Source organism: Roseovarius sp. AK1035 (genome assembly GCF_003288315.1).
GTDB classification, from domain to species: domain Bacteria; phylum Pseudomonadota; class Alphaproteobacteria; order Rhodobacterales; family Rhodobacteraceae; genus Roseovarius; species Roseovarius mucosus_A.
In genome coordinates this window covers 3,945,859-3,965,580 of sequence record NZ_CP030099.1, presented here as the reverse complement: position 1 = coordinate 3,965,580, position 19,722 = coordinate 3,945,859, and the positions used below count along the sequence as shown (strand labels likewise).

The 19,722-nt window shown below is 62.7% G+C and carries 22 protein-coding genes, 1 tRNA gene and 1 riboswitch; of the genes, 11 read left to right on the top strand and 12 right to left on the bottom strand.

The annotated features are described in order from the left end of the window. Positions 1-126 precede the first annotated feature (126 nt). From pyrH to RAK1035_RS18865, 8 genes are all read left to right on the top strand, one after another. Entirely contained in the window at positions 127-852 is a 726-nt protein-coding gene (gene pyrH / locus RAK1035_RS18900) for a UMP kinase (protein ID WP_198133578.1), read from the top strand. A 48-nt stretch (positions 853-900) separates the two neighbouring features. After that, positions 901-1,464 carry a ribosome recycling factor gene (frr, locus tag RAK1035_RS18895; RefSeq protein ID WP_008280458.1) on the top strand — a complete coding sequence of 188 codons (564 nt, stop codon included), beginning with the start codon at positions 901-903 and terminating at the stop codon, positions 1,462-1,464. 17 nt (positions 1,465-1,481) lie between these two features. After that, complete coding sequence (locus RAK1035_RS18890; protein WP_037297524.1) at positions 1,482-2,207, top strand: isoprenyl transferase; 726 nt, start codon at positions 1,482-1,484, stop codon at positions 2,205-2,207. Further along, a complete protein-coding gene (locus RAK1035_RS18885) occupies positions 2,204-2,983 on the top strand; it encodes a phosphatidate cytidylyltransferase (RefSeq protein ID WP_008280456.1) in 780 nt (259 codons plus the stop codon). The genes RAK1035_RS18890 and RAK1035_RS18885 overlap by 4 nt, the downstream gene beginning before the upstream one ends. Then, positions 2,980-4,158, top strand: a complete 1,179-nt coding sequence (gene dxr, locus RAK1035_RS18880) for a 1-deoxy-D-xylulose-5-phosphate reductoisomerase (protein WP_008280455.1) — start codon at positions 2,980-2,982, stop codon at positions 4,156-4,158. The genes RAK1035_RS18885 and dxr overlap by 4 nt, the downstream gene beginning before the upstream one ends. Positions 4,159-4,161: 3 nt before the next feature. Then, the gene (gene rseP, locus RAK1035_RS18875; protein ID WP_008280454.1) at positions 4,162-5,511 is read left to right on the top strand and encodes an RIP metalloprotease RseP; all 1,350 of its coding nucleotides are present in this window, start codon (positions 4,162-4,164) and stop codon (positions 5,509-5,511) included. A gap of 18 nt (positions 5,512-5,529) precedes the next feature. Continuing rightward, positions 5,530-6,000, top strand: coding sequence for an OsmC family protein (locus tag RAK1035_RS18870; protein WP_008280453.1), 471 nt, complete (start codon positions 5,530-5,532; stop codon positions 5,998-6,000). 50 nt (positions 6,001-6,050) lie between these two features. Then, positions 6,051-6,250, top strand: a riboswitch (cobalamin riboswitch). 102 nt (positions 6,251-6,352) lie between these two features. Continuing rightward, the gene (locus RAK1035_RS18865; protein ID WP_157667265.1) at positions 6,353-6,622 is read left to right on the top strand and encodes a hypothetical protein; all 270 of its coding nucleotides are present in this window, start codon (positions 6,353-6,355) and stop codon (positions 6,620-6,622) included. A gap of 285 nt (positions 6,623-6,907) precedes the next feature. Here RAK1035_RS18865 and RAK1035_RS18860 read toward each other — a convergent pair whose 3' ends face one another. Beyond that, on the bottom strand, positions 6,908-7,135 hold the full coding sequence (locus RAK1035_RS18860) for a DUF1127 domain-containing protein (protein WP_008280451.1): 228 nt from the start codon (positions 7,133-7,135) through the stop codon (positions 6,908-6,910). A 248-nt stretch (positions 7,136-7,383) separates the two neighbouring features. On the opposite strand from RAK1035_RS18860, the gene RAK1035_RS18855 reads away from it, so the two are divergent. Further along, a complete protein-coding gene (locus RAK1035_RS18855; RefSeq protein WP_081506609.1) occupies positions 7,384-8,439 on the top strand; it encodes an Mrp/NBP35 family ATP-binding protein in 1,056 nt (351 codons plus the stop codon). A 46-nt stretch (positions 8,440-8,485) separates the two neighbouring features. On the opposite strand, the gene RAK1035_RS18850 is transcribed toward RAK1035_RS18855, so the two are convergent. The 7 genes from RAK1035_RS18850 to RAK1035_RS18820 all read right to left on the bottom strand — a co-directional run bounded on the left by RAK1035_RS18850 (position 8,486) and on the right by RAK1035_RS18820 (position 14,261). After that, positions 8,486-8,995 (bottom strand): peptidoglycan-binding domain-containing protein, encoded by a 510-nt coding sequence (locus tag RAK1035_RS18850; RefSeq protein WP_008280448.1) that lies wholly within the window; start codon positions 8,993-8,995, stop codon positions 8,486-8,488. A 35-nt stretch (positions 8,996-9,030) separates the two neighbouring features. Continuing rightward, positions 9,031-9,405, bottom strand: a complete 375-nt coding sequence (locus tag RAK1035_RS18845) for an exodeoxyribonuclease VII large subunit (RefSeq protein ID WP_008280447.1) — start codon at positions 9,403-9,405, stop codon at positions 9,031-9,033. 79 nt (positions 9,406-9,484) lie between these two features. Beyond that, a tRNA-Glu gene (locus RAK1035_RS18840) sits at positions 9,485-9,559 on the bottom strand. Positions 9,560-9,683: 124 nt separating this feature from the next. Beyond that, positions 9,684-11,432 (bottom strand): single-stranded-DNA-specific exonuclease RecJ, encoded by a 1,749-nt coding sequence (recJ, locus tag RAK1035_RS18835; RefSeq protein WP_008280446.1) that lies wholly within the window; start codon positions 11,430-11,432, stop codon positions 9,684-9,686. Between the two features lie 95 nt (positions 11,433-11,527). Beyond that, positions 11,528-12,493, bottom strand: coding sequence for a class II fructose-bisphosphatase (glpX, locus tag RAK1035_RS18830; protein WP_008280445.1), 966 nt, complete (start codon positions 12,491-12,493; stop codon positions 11,528-11,530). Between the two features lie 79 nt (positions 12,494-12,572). Then, positions 12,573-13,859: a homoserine dehydrogenase gene (locus tag RAK1035_RS18825; RefSeq protein ID WP_008280444.1), complete on the bottom strand. Its 1,287-nt coding sequence runs from the start codon at positions 13,857-13,859 to the stop codon at positions 12,573-12,575. 96 nt (positions 13,860-13,955) lie between these two features. Further along, positions 13,956-14,261 carry a hypothetical protein gene (locus RAK1035_RS18820; RefSeq protein ID WP_008280443.1) on the bottom strand — a complete coding sequence of 102 codons (306 nt, stop codon included), beginning with the start codon at positions 14,259-14,261 and terminating at the stop codon, positions 13,956-13,958. 108 nt (positions 14,262-14,369) lie between these two features. Between RAK1035_RS18820 and RAK1035_RS18815 the strand changes: the two genes are divergently transcribed. Beyond that, complete coding sequence (locus RAK1035_RS18815; RefSeq protein WP_008280442.1) at positions 14,370-14,957, top strand: TetR family transcriptional regulator; 588 nt, start codon at positions 14,370-14,372, stop codon at positions 14,955-14,957. Between the two features lie 220 nt (positions 14,958-15,177). On the opposite strand, the gene RAK1035_RS18810 is transcribed toward RAK1035_RS18815, so the two are convergent. Beyond that, complete coding sequence (locus RAK1035_RS18810) at positions 15,178-16,080, bottom strand: pirin family protein (protein ID WP_008280441.1); 903 nt, start codon at positions 16,078-16,080, stop codon at positions 15,178-15,180. 155 nt (positions 16,081-16,235) lie between these two features. Between RAK1035_RS18810 and RAK1035_RS18805 the strand changes: the two genes are divergently transcribed. Continuing rightward, positions 16,236-16,715 carry a hypothetical protein gene (locus RAK1035_RS18805; protein WP_008280440.1) on the top strand — a complete coding sequence of 160 codons (480 nt, stop codon included), beginning with the start codon at positions 16,236-16,238 and terminating at the stop codon, positions 16,713-16,715. On the opposite strand, the gene RAK1035_RS18800 is transcribed toward RAK1035_RS18805, so the two are convergent. Genes RAK1035_RS18800 through RAK1035_RS18790 form a run of 3 tightly spaced genes read right to left on the bottom strand, consistent with a single transcriptional unit; the run spans position 16,712 to position 19,631 of the window. Next, positions 16,712-17,299, bottom strand: coding sequence for a TadE/TadG family type IV pilus assembly protein (locus RAK1035_RS18800; protein ID WP_008280439.1), 588 nt, complete (start codon positions 17,297-17,299; stop codon positions 16,712-16,714). The genes RAK1035_RS18805 and RAK1035_RS18800 overlap by 4 nt on opposite strands. Continuing rightward, positions 17,299-17,835, bottom strand: a complete 537-nt coding sequence (locus tag RAK1035_RS18795; protein WP_008280437.1) for a TadE/TadG family type IV pilus assembly protein — start codon at positions 17,833-17,835, stop codon at positions 17,299-17,301. Before RAK1035_RS18795 ends, RAK1035_RS18800 begins: the two co-directional genes overlap by 1 nt. Beyond that, a complete protein-coding gene (locus RAK1035_RS18790) occupies positions 17,832-19,631 on the bottom strand; it encodes a Tad domain-containing protein (RefSeq protein WP_050775744.1) in 1,800 nt (599 codons plus the stop codon). Before RAK1035_RS18790 ends, RAK1035_RS18795 begins: the two co-directional genes overlap by 4 nt. Positions 19,632-19,722: the final 91 nt, after the last annotated feature.

The window sequence follows — 19,722 nt, the reverse complement described above, 5'->3', positions numbered from 1 at the left end:
CCAATCGCGCGGTTTGGCGAGGCGGTTTGCCGCCTTTTCCCCGCGAAACGGGGTGATCAGCGATTGCACATGGGCGGCATTTGCGACATTTTGCGCGAGATTGACACGACCGAACGGAGAATGCCGATGACCACCCCGGAGAGAGCCAAATTCACTCGTGTGATGCTCAAGATTTCCGGGGAGGCGCTGATGGGGGATCTGGGCTACGGGTTGCATCCCCCAACGGTTGAGCGGATCGCGCGCGAGGTCAAGATTGTGCATGATCTGGGGGTTGAGATCTGCATGGTGATTGGCGGCGGTAACATTTTTCGCGGCTTGCAAGGCAGCGCTCAGGGGATGGAGCGCACGACGGCGGATTACATGGGCATGCTGGCCACTGTGATGAACGCGCTGGCCATGCAGAGCGCGCTGGAGAAAATGGGCGTGTTTTGCCGGGTGATCAGCGCCATTCGCATGGATGAGGTGGCAGAGCCCTATATCCGTCGCCGTGCCGTGCGGCATCTGGAGAAAAAGCGCGTGTGCATTTTTGCCGCTGGAACCGGTAATCCCTATTTCACCACCGATACGGCGGCAACGCTGCGGGCCAATGAAATGGCCTGTGAGGCGATCTTTAAGGGGACCAAGGTGGATGGGGTCTATGACAAGGACCCGATCAAATATCCGGATGCCAAGCGGTTCGAGCGTGTGACCTATGACGAGGTGCTGGCGCAGCATCTGGGGGTGATGGATGCCTCGGCGATTGCGCTGGCGCGGGACAATAACTTGCCGATTATCGTCTTCTCGCTTGACGAACCGGGCGGGTTCAAGGGCATTCTGGCCGGTGAGGGCACCTATACAACCGTGCACGGTTGAGGCAAAACAAGGCTTAGACGCAAGAGCCGCAAGAAGGACCAAGACAATATGGCGGATGATATCGAAATCGACACAGGTGATCTGGAGCGCCGGATGGAGGGTGCGATTGGCGCGCTCAAAACCGAGTTTGCCTCGTTGCGCACCGGTCGCGCCTCGGCCTCGATGCTGGAGCCGATCATGGTCGATGCCTATGGCCAGAAAACCCCGATCAATCAGGTGGGCACGGTCAACGTGCCCGAACCGCGCATGGTGACGGTCAATGTTTGGGACAAGGGCCTTGTCGGTAAGGTGGAAAAAGCCATTCGCGAGAGTGGTTTGGGCATCAATCCGCAGCTTAACGGCACCATTATCATGCTGCCGATTCCTGAGCTGAACGAACAGCGCCGCAAAGAGCTGACCAAAGTGGCGGCGCAATATGCCGAGCATGCCCGGGTTGCTGTGCGCAATGTGCGCCGCGACGGGATGGATCAGATCAAGAAGGCCAAAGGCGATGGCATGTCGGAGGATGATCAGAAATTCTGGGAATCCGAGGTGCAATCCCTGACCGACCGTTTCATCAAGCATGTCGATGAATTGCTGGAGGGTAAGCAAGCGGAGATCATGCAGGTCTGATGGCAAAAAGCGCGCCCATGGCAGGAAAATCCGCGCCGGCCGAGGGGCCGCGCCATGTGGCGATCATTATGGATGGCAACGGGCGTTGGGCGCAAAAGCGTGGGCGGCCGCGTCTCTTTGGTCATCATGCTGGTGCACGCCGGGTGCGTGAGATCGTGCAATCCTGCCCCGGTTTGGGCGTCAAGTATCTGACGATCTTTGCCTTTTCCACTGAGAACTGGAAACGGACCCAGACCGAGGTGGCGGGGCTGATGAGCCTCTTTCGTCGCTACATCATGAAGGAAATGCAGGAATTCGTGCGCGAGAATGTGCAGGTGCGTTTCATCGGCGACCGGCCCCGGCTGGATGCCAAGCTGCGCGGGCTGATGGATGAGGCCGAGGCGATGACCGCGCATTGCACGGGCACCAACCTGACCATTGCGCTGAATTACGGGGGGCGCGATGAGGTGTCGCGCGCCACCAAGCGGTTGGCGATTGATGTGGCCGAAGGGCGGTTGCGCCCCGAGGATGTCGACGAGGAAACCTTGCCCCGCTACTTGGATACCTGCGTGCTGCCTGATCCTGATCTGGTGATCCGGACCAGCGGCGAGGCGCGGATTTCCAATTTCCTGCTGTGGCAATCGGCCTATGCGGAATATGAATTCATCGACACGCTTTGGCCAGATTTCACGCCGGATGTGTTCGCCCGGTTGCTGGCGCAATATGGCGCGCGGGATCGCCGCTTTGGGGCTGTGCCTGCATGAGCGGGGCGGCGCGCTGGGCGGACCTGTGGCCGCGCCTTGTGTCGGGTATCTTGCTGATCGTTGTGGGCGCAATTGAAATCTGGTTGGGCGGTCTGCCCTTTGCCGCGCTGGTCTGTGTGCTGGCGGGCGCGATGATCTGGGAAGCGGCGCGCATGTTCGCGGCCCCTGACGCGCTGCGCTCGGGCGGGCTGGCGGCTGTGGCGGTGGCACTGGCGCTTTGGTTGCCGGGGATCATGGTGTTGCCGATCCTTTTGGCTGCGGTCGTGGTTGCCGCAAGTTCGGTCGAGCGCGAACGCGGGCCGTTCTTTGCGCTTGCGATTTGGGCCTTGTTGGGGTGCTACGCCATGGGCACGCTGCGCGCCGAGGCGGGGCTGATCTGGGTGTTATGGCTGGTGGCGGTGGTGGTGATCTCTGACGTTGCGGGCTATTTTGCCGGGCGCATGCTGGGCGGGCCCAAGTTCTGGCCGCGCATCAGCCCCAAGAAAACATGGTCAGGCACGATTGCGGGCTGGTTTGGTGCGGCGCTGATCGGGGCGATATTCGCCGCGCCGACCGGGGCGGGGCTTGCGCTGGTGCCGCTGTCGGTGCTGGTGGGGTTTGCCGGGCAGATGGGCGATATTGCAGAAAGTGCGGTCAAGCGGTTGCGCGGGATCAAGGACAGTTCCAACCTTATTCCCGGTCACGGCGGCGTGCTGGACCGGTTTGATGCGATGCTGGGCGCGGCGTTGGTCGTGGTGATCATGTGGGCGCTGGGCCTCTTGCCGGGGGTGGCATGAAACGAATTTCCATTTTAGGGGCAACCGGCTCTGTCGGGCAGAACACGATTGACCTGATCCGGCGCGCGCCGGGGGCTTATCAGGTGGTGGCGCTGACGGGGGGGCATCACATCGACAAGCTGGCGCGCGATGCCATAGACCTCGGGGCCGAGGTGGCGGTGACGGCGCATGACGATCTGCTGGTGTCGCTGCGCGAGGCGCTCAAGGGGAGCAAGGTTGAGGCGGCGGCGGGCAAGGCGGCGTTGAATGAGGCGGCCAGCCGACCGGCGCAATGGGTGATGTCGGCGATCGTTGGGGCCGCAGGGCTGGCGCCCGGTTTGGCGGCGCTGGAGCAGGGCGCGACGCTGGCCTTGGCCAACAAGGAATCGCTGGTGACGGCGGGGGCGCTGATGATGCGCACCGCGCGTGCCAACCGTGCCAATATTCTGCCCGTGGATAGCGAACATTCCGCGATATTTCAGGCGCTTGTGGGTGAGGATGCGGCCGCTGTCAGCCGGGTGATCATCACCGCTTCGGGCGGGGCCTTTCGCGATTGGCCGCTGGAGCGGCTGGCGGGGGCCACCGTGGCTGAGGCGTCGAGCCATCCCAATTGGGCCATGGGGCAGAGGATCACCATTGATTCCGCCTCGATGTTCAACAAGGCGATGGAGATGATCGAGGCGCGCGAATTTTTTGGCTTTGCCCCCGATCAGATTGAGGTGCTCATTCATCCGCAATCGCTGGTGCATGCGTTGGTGGGGTTCTGCGATGGTGCGCTTATGGCGCATGTCGGGCCGCCGGATATGCGCCATGCCATTGGCTATGCACTGAACTGGCCGCAGCGGCAGGCGCTGCCGGTGGAGGCGCTGGATTTGGCGGCGATTGGCATGCTGGAATTTCGCCCGCCAGACCCCGAGCGCTATCCCGCGCTGCGGCTGGCGCGCGAGGTGATGCAGGCGCGGGGCCTTTCGGGGGCGGTGTTCAATGCGGCCAAGGAGCGGGCGCTGGATCACTTTATCGCGGGGCGGATCAGCTTTACCGATATGAACATCGTGGTTGAGGAGGTTTTGACCGCCTTGCAGGATGCGCCAGAGGCGCGGAATTCCGAGATGACCCTTGATGTGGTGGCGCATATGGACCATCTGGCTAGGAAGCAGGCCGATCTGGTCGTCTCTCAGCGAAGAACCCAAGGATAAAGCGTGGAAATTCTGACCTCTCTGCCGCAATTCGGCAATCTATTCCTGACCCTGTTGGCCTTTGTTGTGGCGTTGTCCGTGATCGTGGCGGTGCATGAATATGGCCATTACATCGTTGGGCGCTGGTCAGGGATCAAGGCCGAAGTCTTCTCTTTGGGGTTTGGCCCGGTGCTGTTTTCGCGGATGGATCGGCATGGGACGCGCTGGCAGATCGCGGCTTTGCCCTTTGGCGGGTTCGTCAAGTTTCTGGGTGATGCCGATGCGGCGAGCGGCAAGGACGGCGCGGCGATGGCGGCGCTGCCGCCTGAACGGCTGCGCCAGACGATGCATGGTGCCCCGCTTTGGGCGCGCACGGCGACCGTGGCGGCGGGGCCGGTGTTCAATTTCATTCTGTCGATCATCATTTTCAGCGCTGTGATGATGACCGGGGGCAAGACCGCCGACCCGCTGACCGTGGGCGCATTGAAGCCGCTGCCGGTTGAGGGGATCACGCTGGAGCCGGGCGACCGGGTGCTGAGCGTCGAGGGTATGCCCCTGCCTGATGTTGCGGCGGGCGAGGTCTATGATGATATGATCGACGCGCTGCCGCGCGAGGCGCTGTTGCGCTACACGGTTGAGCGCGCGGGACGCGAGATCGAGGCGATGGGCCCGCAGCTTATGCCGCCGTTGATCAGCGGGCTGGCACCGCAATCGGCGGCCTTTGCCGCGGATTTGGAAGCGGGTGATGTGATTACGGCGATCAATGGCACACCGATTGTGGCCTTTGAAGAGCTGAAGGTGGTGGTCGAGGGGTCCAACGGGGCACCGCTGGCGCTGACGGTGTGGCGCGAAGGCGACGAAAGCCACGAGGTCACGATTACCCCGCGCCGGGTGGACGAACCGCAGCCTGAGGGCGGGTTTCGCACCGAATGGCGAATCGGGATCGCGGGCGGCATGGCGTTTGAGCCTGCGACCGAGCGGCTTGGGCTGATTGAAGCGGTGGGGGATGCGGTCGGCCAGACCGGCGACATCATCCAAAGTTCGCTGTCGGGCCTTTATCACATGATCACCGGGGCGATCAGCAGTTGCAACATGTCCGGGCCGATTGGGATCGCGCAGGTTTCGGGGGCGATGGCCAGCCAAGGCGCGGAAAGTTTCATCTGGTTCATTGCGGTGCTGTCAACGGCGGTTGGTCTGCTTAATCTCTTTCCGGTGCCGGTTCTGGATGGCGGGCATCTGGTGTTTTACGCCTATGAGGCCGTTTCGGGCCGCCCGCCGAGCGAGCGGGCGTTGCGGGTGCTGATGACTGTTGGTCTGACGCTCATCTTGTCGCTGATGCTGTTCGCCCTCTTCAACGATATTTTCTGCCCCTAAGGCGCGGGAGGGGTCAAGGTGACGGAGCATGATTATACTGCCCGCGTCGTCTGGACCGGCAACCGGGGCGATGGGACGCGGCACTACAAGGGCTATGACCGGACCTGGAATGTCGAGACGCCGGGCAAGCCCGTGATCCACTGCTCGAACGACCCGCTGCTTGGCGGAAATCCCGGTCTGCATAATCCCGAGGATATGCTGATTGCCGCGCTCAGCGCCTGTCACATGCTGTGGTTTTTGCATCTGGCGAGCGATGCGGGCATTGCCGTGCAAGCCTATGAGGATGATCCGCTGGCGGTGGGTGAGACGGATAGCACCGGGGCCAGCCGGTTTCTGCGCGCCACCCTGCGGCCCCGGATTGCGGTGCCGGCGGGAACCGATCTTGGGCGGGTTGATGCGTTGCATGGGCAGGTGCATGCGTTCTGCTTTATTGCGCGGTCGGTGAATTTTCCTGTGAGCTACGCGGCGCGGTATCGCGTTCTGGCGTGAGCGGCGCGGGCGGCGTCGGTTTCAGACTTGCAGATCGGGGGCCTGCGCGGCTAGGCTGATCCTGTCAGGGTGCCGCCCTTTGGGGCGGAGAATTGGGAAGCCGGTGTAACTCCGGCGCTGCCCCCGCAACGGTAAGGGAGGGCATTTCGGCGATAGGCCACTGGGCAATTTGTCCGGGAAGGTGCCGAGATGCGAGGGCCATTTGGCCTGCCGCCCAAGCCCGGAAACCAGCCTTGGCGGATCGTCGAATCGCGGGGTGCGGTGCGGGCGTGCGCGCCTCATCTCTGTCGTGCCATGGCCCCTGCTGCTCTCGCCCCATCCGACCCGGGGTGCGGTCGGGGAGAAGAGCAGAGTGAGTTTCCTAAGAATCATGAATGGGCTGGAGCGTGATCCGGCCATCGGACGTCAGGCCGAGCAAGTGGCGCGGATCGGGTTTTTGACCTGGGCGTGTTCGGTTGAAGGGCCTGTCACGGCGCAAGTGGCGCGGGCGGCGTTGGACTGCCCCGAAGCGGTGGCGGCGGAAAGCGACGCGGCGCGGGCCTTTGTCGGAATCTTGCAAGAGGCGAGCCGGGCGTATCTGGCAGGCACGATGCGGCGCGGGCGCGCGCGCGTGCAGCACTAAGGCTTGCCGTGCGGCTACCGGAGGGGTGAGCCGCGCGGGGCGGTTCGTGCGACTAGTGAAAAGTTTGCCCTGTCTTGCATTCGCGCAATAAAAAACGGCGGCACCAGGGAGGAGGAGGGGTGCCGCCGTTTCCTATACGTCCGGCCCAGGGAGGAGGAGAGGGCCATTCGCAAAACGAAGGGACTTGTTCAGTCCCGATTTGACGGCCCCGAGCATCAGGGAGGAGGAAAGATGCCCGTGACCGTAACAGATACCCCAGGGAGGAGGAGGGGGGTATCTGATCCTTTAGTACGACCGGTGGCCGTAAACTGTTTCATGCGCAACGCGGCGGATTTCGCTACGGTGCAGGCCCAGATCGGCGAGGTCATGCGCGCTAAGTTGCGACAGCTCATTGACCGTGCGGCGATAGGTGCGATAATTCACAAAGCGCTGCATTGCAGCATAGACAGCCGCGCTCAGGTCTTCGCCGAGGACGGCGGTGGCGGAGCGGCTGGTGTTAAGCGTCGTCGGCATTTTCGGGTCCTTGCGGATTTGATTGTATTAAGGTTCGGCGGGGTTCGTTTCGCCATTTGTTGAGAGTAAGATACGCCTTTGCTGCGCGTGCACAATACCCCTGATAAGCAATGCTGCTATGCAGCAAATGCATAAGCTAAAAGTGACCTAAGGTTAAGCAAATGCGGCATTTTTTAGGCGTTATGTGAAGACTTGCTGCTGTCGCCGTGATGGTGGCTGAGGACCAACCCAGGACCAAAGGACCGAAGATGAACGATTTTCGCAGCGAACTTGAAGCGCGGTTGCGGCATTTGGAATTGCCGGATGGCGGTGATCTCATCTCCCGAGACATGGTGCGGGCGCTGACCGAAGAGGCCGGTGAGGTGCGCTTTGTCATCGAGGCCCCAAGCCCCGAGATGGCGCGGATGATGGAACCCTTGCGCGCCGCCGCCGAGCGCGCGGCCCTGAGCCTGCCGGGGGTTGTCCGCGCCCGCGTCGTGCTGACGGCGCAGGCGGCCCCGCCTGTGCTCAAGCTGGGGCAGCATCCCAAGGGCGGCAATGCCTCTATCAGGCCCGAGGGCATTGGCGCGTTGCTGGCGGTGGCCAGCGGCAAGGGTGGCGTGGGCAAATCAACCGTGGCGGCCAATCTGGCGGTAGCGCTGGCGCGACAGGGGCGGCGCGTGGGCCTTCTTGATGCCGATATTCATGGGCCAAGTCAGCCCCGCATGATGGGGCTGAGCGCGCGCCCCGCAAGCCCTGATGGCACGCGGATTACGCCGCTTGAGGCGCATGGCGTCAAGGTGATGTCGATCGGGCTGATGCTCGATCCGGCCAAGGCGGTGATCTGGCGGGGGCCGATGTTGATGGGGGCCTTGCAGCAGATGTTGGCGCAGGTTGATTGGGGCGATCTGGATGCGCTGATCGTCGATCTGCCGCCGGGCACGGGCGATGTGCAACTGACACTCAGCCAACGCGCGCGCCCTGATGGGGCGATCATCGTCTCGACACCACAGGATGTGGCGCTCCTTGATGCGCGCAAGGCGATGGATATGTTCCGCACGCTCGAGGTGCCGATATTGGGCATGATCGAGAATATGTCGTTCTTTACCTGCCCTGACTGCGGGCATGAGGCGCATGTCTTTGGTCATGGCGGGGTGAAGCACGAGGCGGAGGGGCTTGGCCTGCCGCTCTTGGCGGCTTTGCCGATTGATCTTGAGACGCGGCTTGCGGGGGATGCGGGATGCCCGGTGGCTGCGGGCGACAGCCCGGCGGCGCGGGCCTATGCCGAGCTTGCGCTCCGTCTGATCCGGGAGGGGCATGGGTGAGGGTCAATGCCGCAAGCGTGACCCCAATGCCAAAGGCGGAGCAGGATCAGTCGCTGATTGGCGTGGCCACCAACCCAAGGCGGCGGGCGCTATCCAGCGAGAGCGTATCGCTCTCAAGGCCCAATGGCGCTTGATAGCGGGCGATGGCGGCGCGGGTGCGGGCGTCAAACCGCGCGGTGATCTGCCCGGTGTAGAGGCCGCGCGCCGCAAGGGCGCGTTGCACCGAGGCAATGAACTCGGGCGTCAAGAGATCGGCGCAGGGGGTTTCATACCAAGTGGTGACGCGTTCGCGCAGAATCGCCTGACGGGTCACGGTCGCATAGGCGGCGGGGCGCAGGGTCTGGCCGGATGCATCGGTTTCCGCCGGGGTAAGCTGCACCTGTTCGGTGACAGTTTCGATCACGGCGGGGGTGTCTTTTTTGCCCCAGCAGGTGCCCGTGGGCGCGCCCGGCGGCGCTTCGGCCCCTACGTTGGAGCGCTCTGGCCCAGAGGGCACGGGCTGACACGCGGCGAGGGCGAGGGCCAGCGCAAGGCAGAACAGGCGGGGCAGCAGCATGGGCGGGCGTCTCGCGGGCGATGATCGAGACGAGCCTAGCCTGTTTGATCCGGCGGGGAAAGCGGGGTTTCGGGATCGGCCAGAAGGTCAAGCAGCGCCGAGATATCCTCGATCTCTTCTGCGACGAGATGGGTCACGCCGGATTGCCGCTCGACGCGCCCGGTCACACGCAGCATGCGCCCGGCGATCACCGCGCGGCGAAATCGGTCAAACACCTTGCGCCAGATCACGACATTGATGGTGCCGGTCTCATCCTCGAGCGTGACAAAGACCACGCCGCGCGCGGTGCCGGGGCGCTGACGCACCAGAACCAGCCCCGCAACCGTGACGCGCCGCCCCGGTGCCACCTCGGGGAGGGCGGCGGCAATGAGGGCAGAAGGGGGGCGGGGAATGGGGCGCGACGGGGGCATAAGGTCTTTCGGGTGGGCATATCTCTTACAAGAGCGCACTGCGATCACGCATCACGACTTTAACAATTATCAGGAAAAGTGGCAGCCCGTAGGGGAGTCGAACCCCTCTTTTCAGGTTGAAAACCTGACGTCCTAACCGATAGACGAACGGGCCATGCCTTGGCGTGTCGCGTAACTAGGCAAAAGCGGCGGGGGGTGCAAGAGGGATTTTGCAAAAACTTTGCGCCCCATTCAGAAATTTATCCGCCGAGGGCCGGAACGGTCAGGCCTCGCGCGCCTCAGGCTGGGGCGGCGTCTTCCAGGCGCAGTTGCACGGTTTGCCGACCGCCCCAACTGTTGAGATCGAGCCGCCCGGCGAGGTGGAATCGCGCGCCGCCATGGTTCAGGAGCGCAGGCCCCAACGGGCCGTCAAGCGCCCCAAATGCGATGGCGTCAAGGCTTGCCCCCATGCCATCCCCGAAGCGCAACTTGAGATGTGCGCCGCTCAGCGCCTTGGCAAAGGTGATCTGGCAGTCGGGAAAGACATAACGGGGGCCGGGCGCACCTGCGCCAAAGGGGCCTGCGGCCTCGATCTGTTCGACAAGCTCGACCGCTGCGGCACCGGGCATCAAGAGACCGTCAAGCCGCAGATCGGCGGCACCGCCCACGCCTGCGCCCTGTTTGGCAAGCAACTCTGAAAGGCGCGCCATGGCCGCCTCTAGCCGCTCACGCGCGACGGTGAGACCCGCCGCCATCTTGTGCCCGCCGCCTTTGATCAAGAGGCCCTCGCTGGCCAGCCGCTGAATGGCGGCCCCCAGATCAACGCCCGAGACCGAGCGCCCCGAGCCTTTGCCCTCGTCGCCGTCCAGCCCGATCACGATGGCGGGGCGGTTGGCGCGTTCCTTGAGGCGGCTGGCGACGATGCCCACGACACCGGGATGCCAACCCTCGCCTGCGGCCCAGACAAGGGGCGCATCCAGGCCTCGCGCCTCGGCTTGGGCGAGGGCGGCATCGCGCACCTGCGCCTCGACCTCGCGGCGTTCGGTGTTGAGCTGGTCAAGACGTTCGGCCATGGCGCGCGCCTCGGCGGGATTGTCACAGGCCAGAAGGCGCGCGCCCAAGTCCGCCTTGCCGATCCGCCCGCCTGCGTTGACGCGCGGCCCGAGCAGAAAGCCTAGGTGATAGGCGTTGGGGGCGGTGTCCATCCGCGCCACATCTGCCAGCGCCACCAGACCGGGACGCGCGCGCGTAGCCATAACGCGCAGCCCTTGGCGCACAAAGGCGCGGTTGACGCCAATCAGAGGCGCTACATCGGCCACGGTGGCCAGCGCCACCAGATCGAGCATCGCCATCAGGTCTGGCCCCTGAGCGCCGCTGTCGCGCAATTGCCGCCCGGCCTCGACCAGCATCAGGAACACGACACCGGCGGCGCAGAGATGCGCCAGATCACCGCTCTCGTCCTGACGGTTGGGATTGACCACGGCATGGGCGGGCGGCAGGGTTTCCCCGCCCAAGTGGTGATCGAGCACCACCACATCCGCGCCTGTCGCTGCGGCAATCGCCTCATGGCTGAGGGTGCCGCAATCGACGCAGACAATAAGATCGTGGCGCGCGGCCAGATCGGACATGGCGGGCACGTTTGGCCCATATCCCTCATCTATCCGGTCGGGGATATAGAGCGTGGGGCTGGGCGCGCGCATCTGGCGCAGCCAGTCGATCAGCAGCGCGGCAGAGGTGCCACCATCGACATCGTAATCGGCGAAGATGGCGATGCGTTCCCCGCCACGCAGCGCCTTGAGAAACCGCGCGGCGGCCTGTTCCATGTCGCGCAACGCGCGCGGGTCGGGCAGAAGATCCCGCAGGGTCGGGGTGAGATAGGCCTCGGCTGCGTCCTCTGGCACGCCAAGGCGCGCCAATGTCTGACACAGGGGGCGGGGCAGGGCGGTGGCCTGTGCCATGGCCTCGGCCAGTCGGTCGGCCTCGACGCCCGGACCGACCCATCGGCGACTTGTCAACGAGCTCTCAACTCCGAGAAAGGCCGATTGCATGCGCGCCTCCTCTTCCTCATCTGGCCCAAAATACCTCGGGGGAGTCCCGGACTTGGTCCGGGACGGGGGCAGCGCCCCCTTCCCCTGTGCCGCGCTTAGTCCCGCTTGCTGCGATAGGTCATGCGCCGCACGGATCCCGTGCGCGAGCGCATCAGCAGGGTTTCCGTTTCGACATAGCCGGGGCGGCGTTTGACGCCTGACAGGATCGAGCCGTCGGTGACGCCGGTGGCGGCAAATATCACGTCTGATGTCACCATCTCGTCGCGCGAATAGATGCGGTCGAAATCGGTGATCCCGGCCTTGGCGGCGCGGGCGCGTTCATCTTCGTTGCGGAACACAAGGCGTCCCCACATCTGCCCGCCCATGCATTTGAGCGCAGAGGCCGCGAGCACGCCCTCGGGTGCGCCGCCGGTGCCCATATACATATCAATGCCGGTGCGGTCAGCCTCGGCGCAATGGATCACGCCTGCGACATCGCCATCGGGGATCAGAAACACGGCAGCGCCGGTGCTGCGCAATTCGTCGATCATTTCCTGATGGCGGGGCCGTTCCAGCACGCAAACAGTGATTTCGGAGGGGCGGCAGCCACGCGCGGCGGCCAGCGCCTCGACGCGCTCCCGCGGGCTCATGGCGAGGGAGACGACATTCTCAGGATATCCCGGCCCGATGGCCAGCTTGTCCATATAGGTGTCGGGCGCATGCAGAAGCGTGCCGCGCGGGGCCATGGCGATGACGGTCAGGGCATTGGGCATGGCCTTGGCGGTCAGGGTGGTGCCTTCGAGCGGATCAAGGGCGATATCGACGCCGGGGCCGTCGCCGGTGCCCACTTCTTCGCCGATGAAAAGCATCGGGGCCTCGTCGCGCTCGCCCTCGCCGATGACCACGACACCCTTGATGGCAAGGATGTTGAGCTGTTCGCGCATGGCGTTCACGGCGGCCTGATCGGCGGCCTTTTCATCGCCGCGTCCGATCAGGTCGGCGCAGGCGAGGGCGGCCTGTTCGGCCACGCGCGCGAGGCCGAGCGAAAGCATGCGATCGTTGAAAGCGGTATCGGAGGTCATGGGATGGTCCTTGTAAATCAGGTCAAATCAGCATTAGCGCCGCGCGCTCTGGCGCACAAGTCTGGCGGGCGGGGCTATGTCAGACGGTTTCGATGCGCAGTGCGACCGGCTCTCCGTGGAGAACATCAAGACGGCTGATGCCGGTCAGGGCCGTGTCGAGCGCGTCGCGCGTCGTCTTGTGGGTGACGATCAGCACGGGCGCTGTGGTGGCATCGTGGCGATACTGGCGCATCCGGTCGATGGAAATACCGGCCTCGCCCAGAAGGGTCGCAACCTTGGCCAAGGCACCCGGTTTGTCGATCAGCGACATGCGCATGTAATAGGGGGCGGGGGTGGCGCTGGTCGCGGTCTGGCACTGCGCAAGGCTGGCGGCGGGTTGGCCAAAGGTGGGCAAGCGGGCGCCGCGCGCGATGTCCATCACATCGCCCATCACCGCGCTCGCCGTAGGGCCCATGCCCGCACCGGGACCGCGCAGCACGATCTGTTCGACATTGTCGCCTTCCAGCACAACCATATTGGTGCCGCCTTCAAGCTGCCCAAGCGGGCTGGTATCGGGCACAAGGCAGGGCGACATGCGCTGTTCAAGGCCGCGCCCTGTCATCTGGGCCACGCCCAGCAGTTTGATACGATAGCCCATATCGGCGGCGTGGCGGATATCCTCGATGGTGATTTTCTCGATCCCCTCCAGCGTGACACCGTCGAAATTCACCTGACAGCCAAAGGCGATGGACGCGAGCAGCGCCAGCTTGTGACCGGCGTCGATGCCGCCCACGTCGAGTGTCGGGTCGGCCTCGAGATAGCCCAGTTTGGCGGCCTCGTCGAAGACTTGGGCATAGGGCAGGCCTGCCGATTGCATGCGGGTCAGGATATAGTTGCAGGTGCCGTTCATCACGCCCATGACGCGGGTGATGTCATTGCCTGCCAGACCTTCGGTCAGCGCCTTGATGACAGGGATGCCACCGGCGACAGCCGCCTCGAACCGGATCACGCGGCCTGCTGCCTCTGCGGCCACTGCCAGTGCCTGACCGTGGAGGGCGAGCATGGCCTTGTTGGCGGTCACGATATCCTTGCCTGCAGCAATCGCCGCCTCGGTTGCGGCCTTGGCCGGACCGTCAGAGCCGCCCATCAGTTCGACAAACACATCCACATCGGCACGTTTGGCCAAAGCGACGGGATCGTCTTCCCATGCGTAATCGCTAAGGGTGACGCCACGATCCTTGTCCCTTGTGCGGGCTGAGACAGCGGTGATCACCACCGGGCGGCCTGCGCGGGCGGCCAAAAGATTGGCCTTTTGCCGGATGATCCGCACGACACCCGTGCCAACCGTGCCCAATCCGGCGATGCCAAGGCGCAGGGGTGTGTTCATGGGGTTCTCCGATTGTCACTGTTCAGGGATTTTGCCGCGATGTAGCGGGTTCGGTGGTCCCTTGCAACGCGGCTTGCAGGGGATGGACGTTGGTTTTCACTCGCGCACGCCGGTTTGCAGGCGCTCTTGCGTGCCGGGATCGACCACGCCCCCCTTGAGCCGCGCCGCACGGGCGCGCAACCCGGCGCTGCGCTGATCGAGATTGTCGGCGGTGTCGGGCGTGATCTGAGGTGTGGTTGCCTTGGCGCGGATGTTTTCGGCCGGGATCAGATCGGGATAGGCCGCATCCCGTGTACGTTTATCTACAGAGCGGTCGAGCGGCAGGATATCGCTGCATCCCGTCACGAGGCCGGTGATCAGGATCAAAAGGGGCAAGCGCAGAGCCATGAGGGCCGGTGTCATCGGGGCCGGTGTCCTTTGTGCCGGAGGGTGTGCTTGTCTTGCCATTCTTTGGGGGCAAAGGGCAAGCCGGGCTTTGATTTGAACGCGTGTTCAGTTAAACCCGATGTCATGGCACGAACCCAAGGCTCTCATTCCGATATTACAGGCCCGCGTGTGCGCGAGGCGGCGTTGCGGCTTTTTGCGCGGCATGGCTATGCGGCGGTCTCGATGCGGCAGATCGCAGCGGCGGTGGGGGTGCAGGCGGGCGCGCTCTATAATTACACGCCCGACAAGCAGACGCTGCTGTTTGATCTGATGCGCGGGCATATGGAAGAGTTGTTGGCCGCTTGGGATCGGGCGGAGCCTCAGGGCGATGCGATGGCGGCGCTGGAGGCGTTCACGCGGTTTCACATTCGTTTCAACACCAGCCGGGCGGATGCGGTCTTTGTGTCCTATATGGAATTGCGCAACCTTGAGCCTGCGAATTTTGCGGTGATCGAGGGGCTGCGGCGGGATTATGAGACGCGGCTTGAAGCGGTGTTGCGGCATGGTGCGGAGGCGGGCACGATGGTTGTTGCCGAGCCACGGATCGCCAGCATGGCGTTGATTGCGATGCTGACCGGGGTCAACACCTGGTATCGCGCGCAGGGGCGTCTGTCGCTGGCAGAGGTGGAGGCGGTTTATTGGGATATGGTGCGGCGGTCGGTGGAAGGGTGAGGGGCAAAATTGGCCTCCGGGTGCCTTTTGCGAGAGATGAGCAGAGCGAGGACGTTTGCCCTAAACGTTGAGCTGCGCGGATCGCTGGGCCGCGGGACGGCCCAGCGTTCTGTGCCTTGTTCCGCGCGGCGGCGCGTTCAGCACCTTGTTCCGCGCGGATGTTGGTTGATGCCCAGCAACAGGCCAGTCGCGCTCTTAAGTCCCTGCCTGCCCCGCTGCTTCACTTGATGAAACTGCCCTCTCGCAATTCTCGCATCGCTTGACGCAACTCTTCCTTGGTGTTCATCACGATCGGGCCGTGCCACGCGACCGGTTCTTGGATCGGTGCACCGGAAATGAGCAGGAACCGCACGCCTTTTTCGCCTGCCTGCACCGTCACGCTATCGCCGCTGCCAAAACGGATCAACGTACGGTCGCCAGAGAAGTCGCGGATGTGGATCTCTTGACCGGCAACTTCCTTTTCCAGCAAGACTCCGGTGGGTTTTGAGGCATCGGCAAAGGCACCGGCCCCCTCGAACACATAGGCAAAGCTGCGCCGGTACGTGTCGACCGGAAAGGTCTTTTTCACTCCTGCAGGGACCGAGATATCGAGGTATTGCGGATCGGCGGCGATGCCGTCCACAGGGCCGTGCCGCCCCCAGAACTCCCCCACGATCACGCGCACACGCGTGCCGTCATCGTCGATGATCTCGGGTATGTGCGCCGATTGCACGTCTTGGTAGCGGGGGGCGGTCATCTTTTGTGCGGCGGGCAGGTTGGCCCAGAGTTGAAAGCCGTGCATCTGACCCTGCGCGTTGCCGCGCGGCATTTCCTGATGCAGGATGCCCGATCCGGCAGTCATCCATTGCACATCGCCTGCGCCCAAGCTGCCCTGATTGCCCAAGCTGTCGCCATGCGCGACCTCGCCTGCAAGGACGTAGGTGATCGTTTCGATGCCGCGATGCGGATGCCAGGGAAAGCCCGCCGTATAGCGTGCGGGATCGTCATTGCGGAAGTCGTCGAACAAAAGGAACGGGTCAAGTTCGGTTGGGTCCTGAAAGCCGAACGCGCGGTGAAGGTCTACGCCGGCCCCCTCGCGTGTGGGAATGGCCTGACGTTGTTCCAAAACGGGTCTGATGGACATGGTAAATCTCCTTTGAGACAGCATATAGGCAGCGTAGGCGCTGGTGAAATGATGCTGTCTGTTCATGGCTGAACGGCACCTGTGCGTTTTGCGCGGTGCCCCTCTCGCCATGGGGGGCGATCCGGGGTAAAGGCAGGCGCAAAGGGAGAGATCGCATGCAGGATGAAGAGGTTTTGGCGGCATTAGGGGCGTCGGCGGGGCGGCGGATTCTGGGTGTCGGTTCGGTTGCGGGCCTGGGGCTCACGCTGCTTTATCTGGCACTTGTCCAATCCCCGAGCCTTGGCTGGCAGGTGTTCATGGTCGGGTTCGGAGGCACGTGCGTTTTTCTGGCCGAGCGGATGTGGCGGGCGACGGCGCAATGGCTGGTGCTGACGCGCGACGGATTGCGCGACAACACGGGCCGGATGATCGCGCCAGCGGCACAGATTAGATCGGTGGATCGGGGCGTGTTTGCGTTCAAGCCGTCAAACGGCTTTCGCATCCTGCTGACGGAAAAAGCCCCGGCTGTCTGGCAACCGGGGCTTTGGTGGCGTGTTGGGCGCAGTGTTGGCGTGGGCGGAGTAACCGCTGGCACGCCAGCCAAGTACATGGCCGAGCAGATTCAAGAGTTGATCACCCGGCAGTCGCAGGATTAAGCGGCGGTACAGACACCCTCGAAGCACAGTTGCGACGCAAAGCGCAGCGGCACGAACATCCGTGTTTTGATATTGGTGCCATCGGTGAACCCGGTGGAGAAGACCGGGTCATAATCCGAGGATGTCTCGACCAAGATGATTTCCTGGCCATTCAGCATTTGCGGCAGCGTCGCATGGGCGTTGCGCACATCATCCGCGCTCAGAGGGTTGAGATCGCCCGAGCCGCGCACTTCGGACCAGCGCAGTTCGAACTCGTCAATGTTGTTGGTGGCGTCGACGTGGTAGCGAACCACGGTGACACGCACCTGATTGTTTCCGTCATCATTGGTCATGATGTCGAACAGGACTTTGACGTTGTCGATATAGGCCTCGTTCACCTCAGAGGTTTCGCGCGAGAGCATGTCGGCAACTGTGTAGGTCGCCTTTTCTCGGACGCTCTGATAGCGGAACATGTCGAAATATTCGTAGCTGAAGGTGAGCCCCATGAACAGGAAGGGGAACATCACGACCGTTTCCATGGCGGCGGTTCCGGTTTCTTGTTTCCAAAACCGGCGCAGCAGTTTGAGAGCAGGGCGCAGGGTCATCAGATTGGCTCCTGAACAAAGGCAGTCGTGGCGACGAGTGACGCTTGGCTGTCACCGTCTGGGACAAGGCGGCTGCCGAGCATCCCCGCAGGAAACAGCGGCCGGAACTTGAGGCAGGCGCGCAAGAGCATGAGCGCGTTTTGCTGGCCGGGCACGAATTCGCGCACCGGCTTGGCGGGCTCTGCCTGATCCGTGCAATCGGCCTCTGCATCTAGCCCATTGAAGTTGCGGATATCTGCGGGGCGCATTTCCAGGCGCAGGTTGTTTTCGCAATCGTTGATCATGATCGCGTTGGTGCAGATGATCTGTTTGATGTCATCATGCTGCGGTGCCGTTCCGGTGCCAAGGCGCACCTCGCGCACCGCCATATCCAGCCCGCGCTCGAGCAAGGTGGCGCGCATGGTCACAAACCCCATTTCGATCGAAAAGATCATGATGCCGATGAAGAACGGCGCCACCAGAACAAATTCGAGCGAAGCGGTGCCGGTATCGTCCTGCCGGAAACGGCGTAGGAAGTTTTTGAACACGCGGGTCATTGGGTCAACCTCAACTGTTTCACATTCGCCGCGATGGCGCTGAAGGCACTGGCAATATTGACGGTTGTCGCATTGTAGTGATGATTGACCGACGAGGCGCATTTCTTGATCTTGTCGGCCCCCGTTGGCTGACTGCCCATCTCAAAGGCGATGGTATAGATCACGATACCTTCGGATTTGGCCTCGCGGCAGATGTCGTCGAGACGTTCATCTTTCTTCGAGCGGTTAATCGGATTGTTTAGGAAGTTGTTCCACGGTCCCCAGTTGCCAGTCGTGTTGCCATAAAAGCGCGGCGACATGAGGCCCCAAGCGGTTTCCCAGCTCAGACGCTCGCTGGAAATGAAGCCGGGCAGGGTGTTTGAGTTGTAGTTGTTAAAGGTGGACCACGTTACGGAACCGCCATCGGTGACGTTGAACATGCGGCTGTCCGAGGGGCGGCGCAGGAAATAAGCCACCTGTTCCTCGCCTGTCGGCTCATAGATGCATGTATAGCCGCTGTAGTTGCAGTATTGCTGATACTCTGACCCATACCAACGGCGATTGTCATAGTTCCGCTGGAGGTAAAGGAACTGCATTTGCTCGTATGTCAGCTTGAACAGATCCGAGTTCGCCCCGCGATAGGTGCTGCTGAAGCTATACGAATTGTCATTCGCCCCGTCGCCCATGAGCACGATCACCTTGAGCGTTTCGCTTTCGTTGAACACGGCGGGCATGTCGCTGAGCGCGGGTTCAACCAAGGAATAGGTCAGGATGGTGCCGTCATCCTGAGGCACCTGGATCGGTTGCTGGAGGCTTGTGACAACGGGCTGGAAGGCCGGGTCCAGCAAAGCTGCGGCCCATTTCACGCCTTCGTCGTTCGAGGTACTGCCGCCCGCCTGTAGCCCATTGATCTTGTCGTGCAGCGCTGTTTTGGTGGTCGCGTAGGGTAGGATGTTGAAATAATCCTGCGTATAGCACGTCTGGTTATAGGTATCGAGGAAGTCGCCCAGTGGTGTTGTCGTAAGATCGCCAAAGGTTACGCCCTCGCGGGAGGTATAGATCAGCTGATTATAGGCTGTGTTCGGATCAATCGTGGTGTCGGTGAAATGCGAGTCATTCAACTCTAGGCACGATGAATACTTGTGAGTTTCGTTGACGGTCAGCGCCTCGTAGATTTCCTTGGACGGGGTCACGCCCCAGCTGAACGGGACCACTGAGATCACCGCATCATTCGGTTCTGTGCTGTCGAGAATGGAGTCGACAAATTCGATGGCGGCGGGTTTCAATGCGTCGATACGAGCTCCAATCATGGAGCCCGAGACGTCGAGCGCCATGGCGATTTCCAGCTTGGGGATCGTCACCTCTGCGGTAGAGTTGCCCGCTGAGGTCAGCGTGTCCACCCCGGCAAGGCGCATCAGGTAGGTGTCAAGCGTCTGGGTCGCCCGTGCCGTAACCTTGGACGAGTTGAGACGAATGTCGATATCGCCGGCTTCCTGCGCCGCGAGATAGTCGGACTGACCTGATTTGGCGAAGTAATCCTCGATCACGGCCCTGGCCGTGGCGTTGTTGACCGCTGTGGCCCCAGCCAGAACGGCCCGATCCAGCGTAGCCTGAAGGCTGGCGCGCGCCATTTCCTGACGCATCATATCAATGCCGATACCGCCCATGACGAGGAACATAACGAAAATCGCAAATGCGAGTACCGTTACGGTGCCCTCTTCATCCTTGGCGAACCGTTCCGCATATTCTGCTGCGCGCGTCGTCTCGCGCAAGTTCGACCGTGCCCCCCGACCCGACGTCTTGCCATTCCAAAGCATGTAAACACCTCATTGTGACGGAGCATTTCCCCAACCCCGCACTGCACCATCTGGCTTTATCCTTATTCTCTATGGCTGAATTGTGGCGGGT

What these genes read in the sequence shown, in the direction of transcription:
- RAK1035_RS18805 (WP_008280440.1), top strand. Translation starts at nt 16,236, where the DNA reads ATGCAGGATGAAGAGGTTTTGGCGGCATTAGGGGCGTCGGCGGGGCGG.
- RAK1035_RS18815 (WP_008280442.1), top strand. Translation starts at nt 14,370, where the DNA reads ATGGCACGAACCCAAGGCTCTCATTCCGATATTACAGGCCCGCGTGTG.
- RAK1035_RS18850 (WP_008280448.1), bottom strand. Translation starts at nt 8,995, where the DNA reads ATGCTGCTGCCCCGCCTGTTCTGCCTTGCGCTGGCCCTCGCCCTCGCC.
- RAK1035_RS18845 (WP_008280447.1), bottom strand. Translation starts at nt 9,405, where the DNA reads ATGCCCCCGTCGCGCCCCATTCCCCGCCCCCCTTCTGCCCTCATTGCC.
- RAK1035_RS18825 (WP_008280444.1), bottom strand. Translation starts at nt 13,859, where the DNA reads ATGAACACACCCCTGCGCCTTGGCATCGCCGGATTGGGCACGGTTGGC.
- glpX (WP_008280445.1), bottom strand. Translation starts at nt 12,493, where the DNA reads ATGACCTCCGATACCGCTTTCAACGATCGCATGCTTTCGCTCGGCCTC.
- RAK1035_RS18890 (WP_037297524.1), top strand. Translation starts at nt 1,482, where the DNA reads ATGGCAGGAAAATCCGCGCCGGCCGAGGGGCCGCGCCATGTGGCGATC.
- RAK1035_RS18790 (WP_050775744.1), bottom strand. Translation starts at nt 19,631, where the DNA reads ATGCTTTGGAATGGCAAGACGTCGGGTCGGGGGGCACGGTCGAACTTG.
- RAK1035_RS18855 (WP_081506609.1), top strand. Translation starts at nt 7,384, where the DNA reads ATGAACGATTTTCGCAGCGAACTTGAAGCGCGGTTGCGGCATTTGGAA.
- recJ (WP_008280446.1), bottom strand. Translation starts at nt 11,432, where the DNA reads ATGCAATCGGCCTTTCTCGGAGTTGAGAGCTCGTTGACAAGTCGCCGA.
- pyrH (WP_198133578.1), top strand. Translation starts at nt 127, where the DNA reads ATGACCACCCCGGAGAGAGCCAAATTCACTCGTGTGATGCTCAAGATT.
- RAK1035_RS18820 (WP_008280443.1), bottom strand. Translation starts at nt 14,261, where the DNA reads ATGACACCGGCCCTCATGGCTCTGCGCTTGCCCCTTTTGATCCTGATC.
- dxr (WP_008280455.1), top strand. Translation starts at nt 2,980, where the DNA reads ATGAAACGAATTTCCATTTTAGGGGCAACCGGCTCTGTCGGGCAGAAC.
- frr (WP_008280458.1), top strand. Translation starts at nt 901, where the DNA reads ATGGCGGATGATATCGAAATCGACACAGGTGATCTGGAGCGCCGGATG.
- RAK1035_RS18860 (WP_008280451.1), bottom strand. Translation starts at nt 7,135, where the DNA reads ATGCCGACGACGCTTAACACCAGCCGCTCCGCCACCGCCGTCCTCGGC.
- RAK1035_RS18795 (WP_008280437.1), bottom strand. Translation starts at nt 17,835, where the DNA reads ATGACCCGCGTGTTCAAAAACTTCCTACGCCGTTTCCGGCAGGACGAT.
- RAK1035_RS18885 (WP_008280456.1), top strand. Translation starts at nt 2,204, where the DNA reads ATGAGCGGGGCGGCGCGCTGGGCGGACCTGTGGCCGCGCCTTGTGTCG.
- RAK1035_RS18810 (WP_008280441.1), bottom strand. Translation starts at nt 16,080, where the DNA reads ATGTCCATCAGACCCGTTTTGGAACAACGTCAGGCCATTCCCACACGC.
- RAK1035_RS18800 (WP_008280439.1), bottom strand. Translation starts at nt 17,299, where the DNA reads ATGACCCTGCGCCCTGCTCTCAAACTGCTGCGCCGGTTTTGGAAACAA.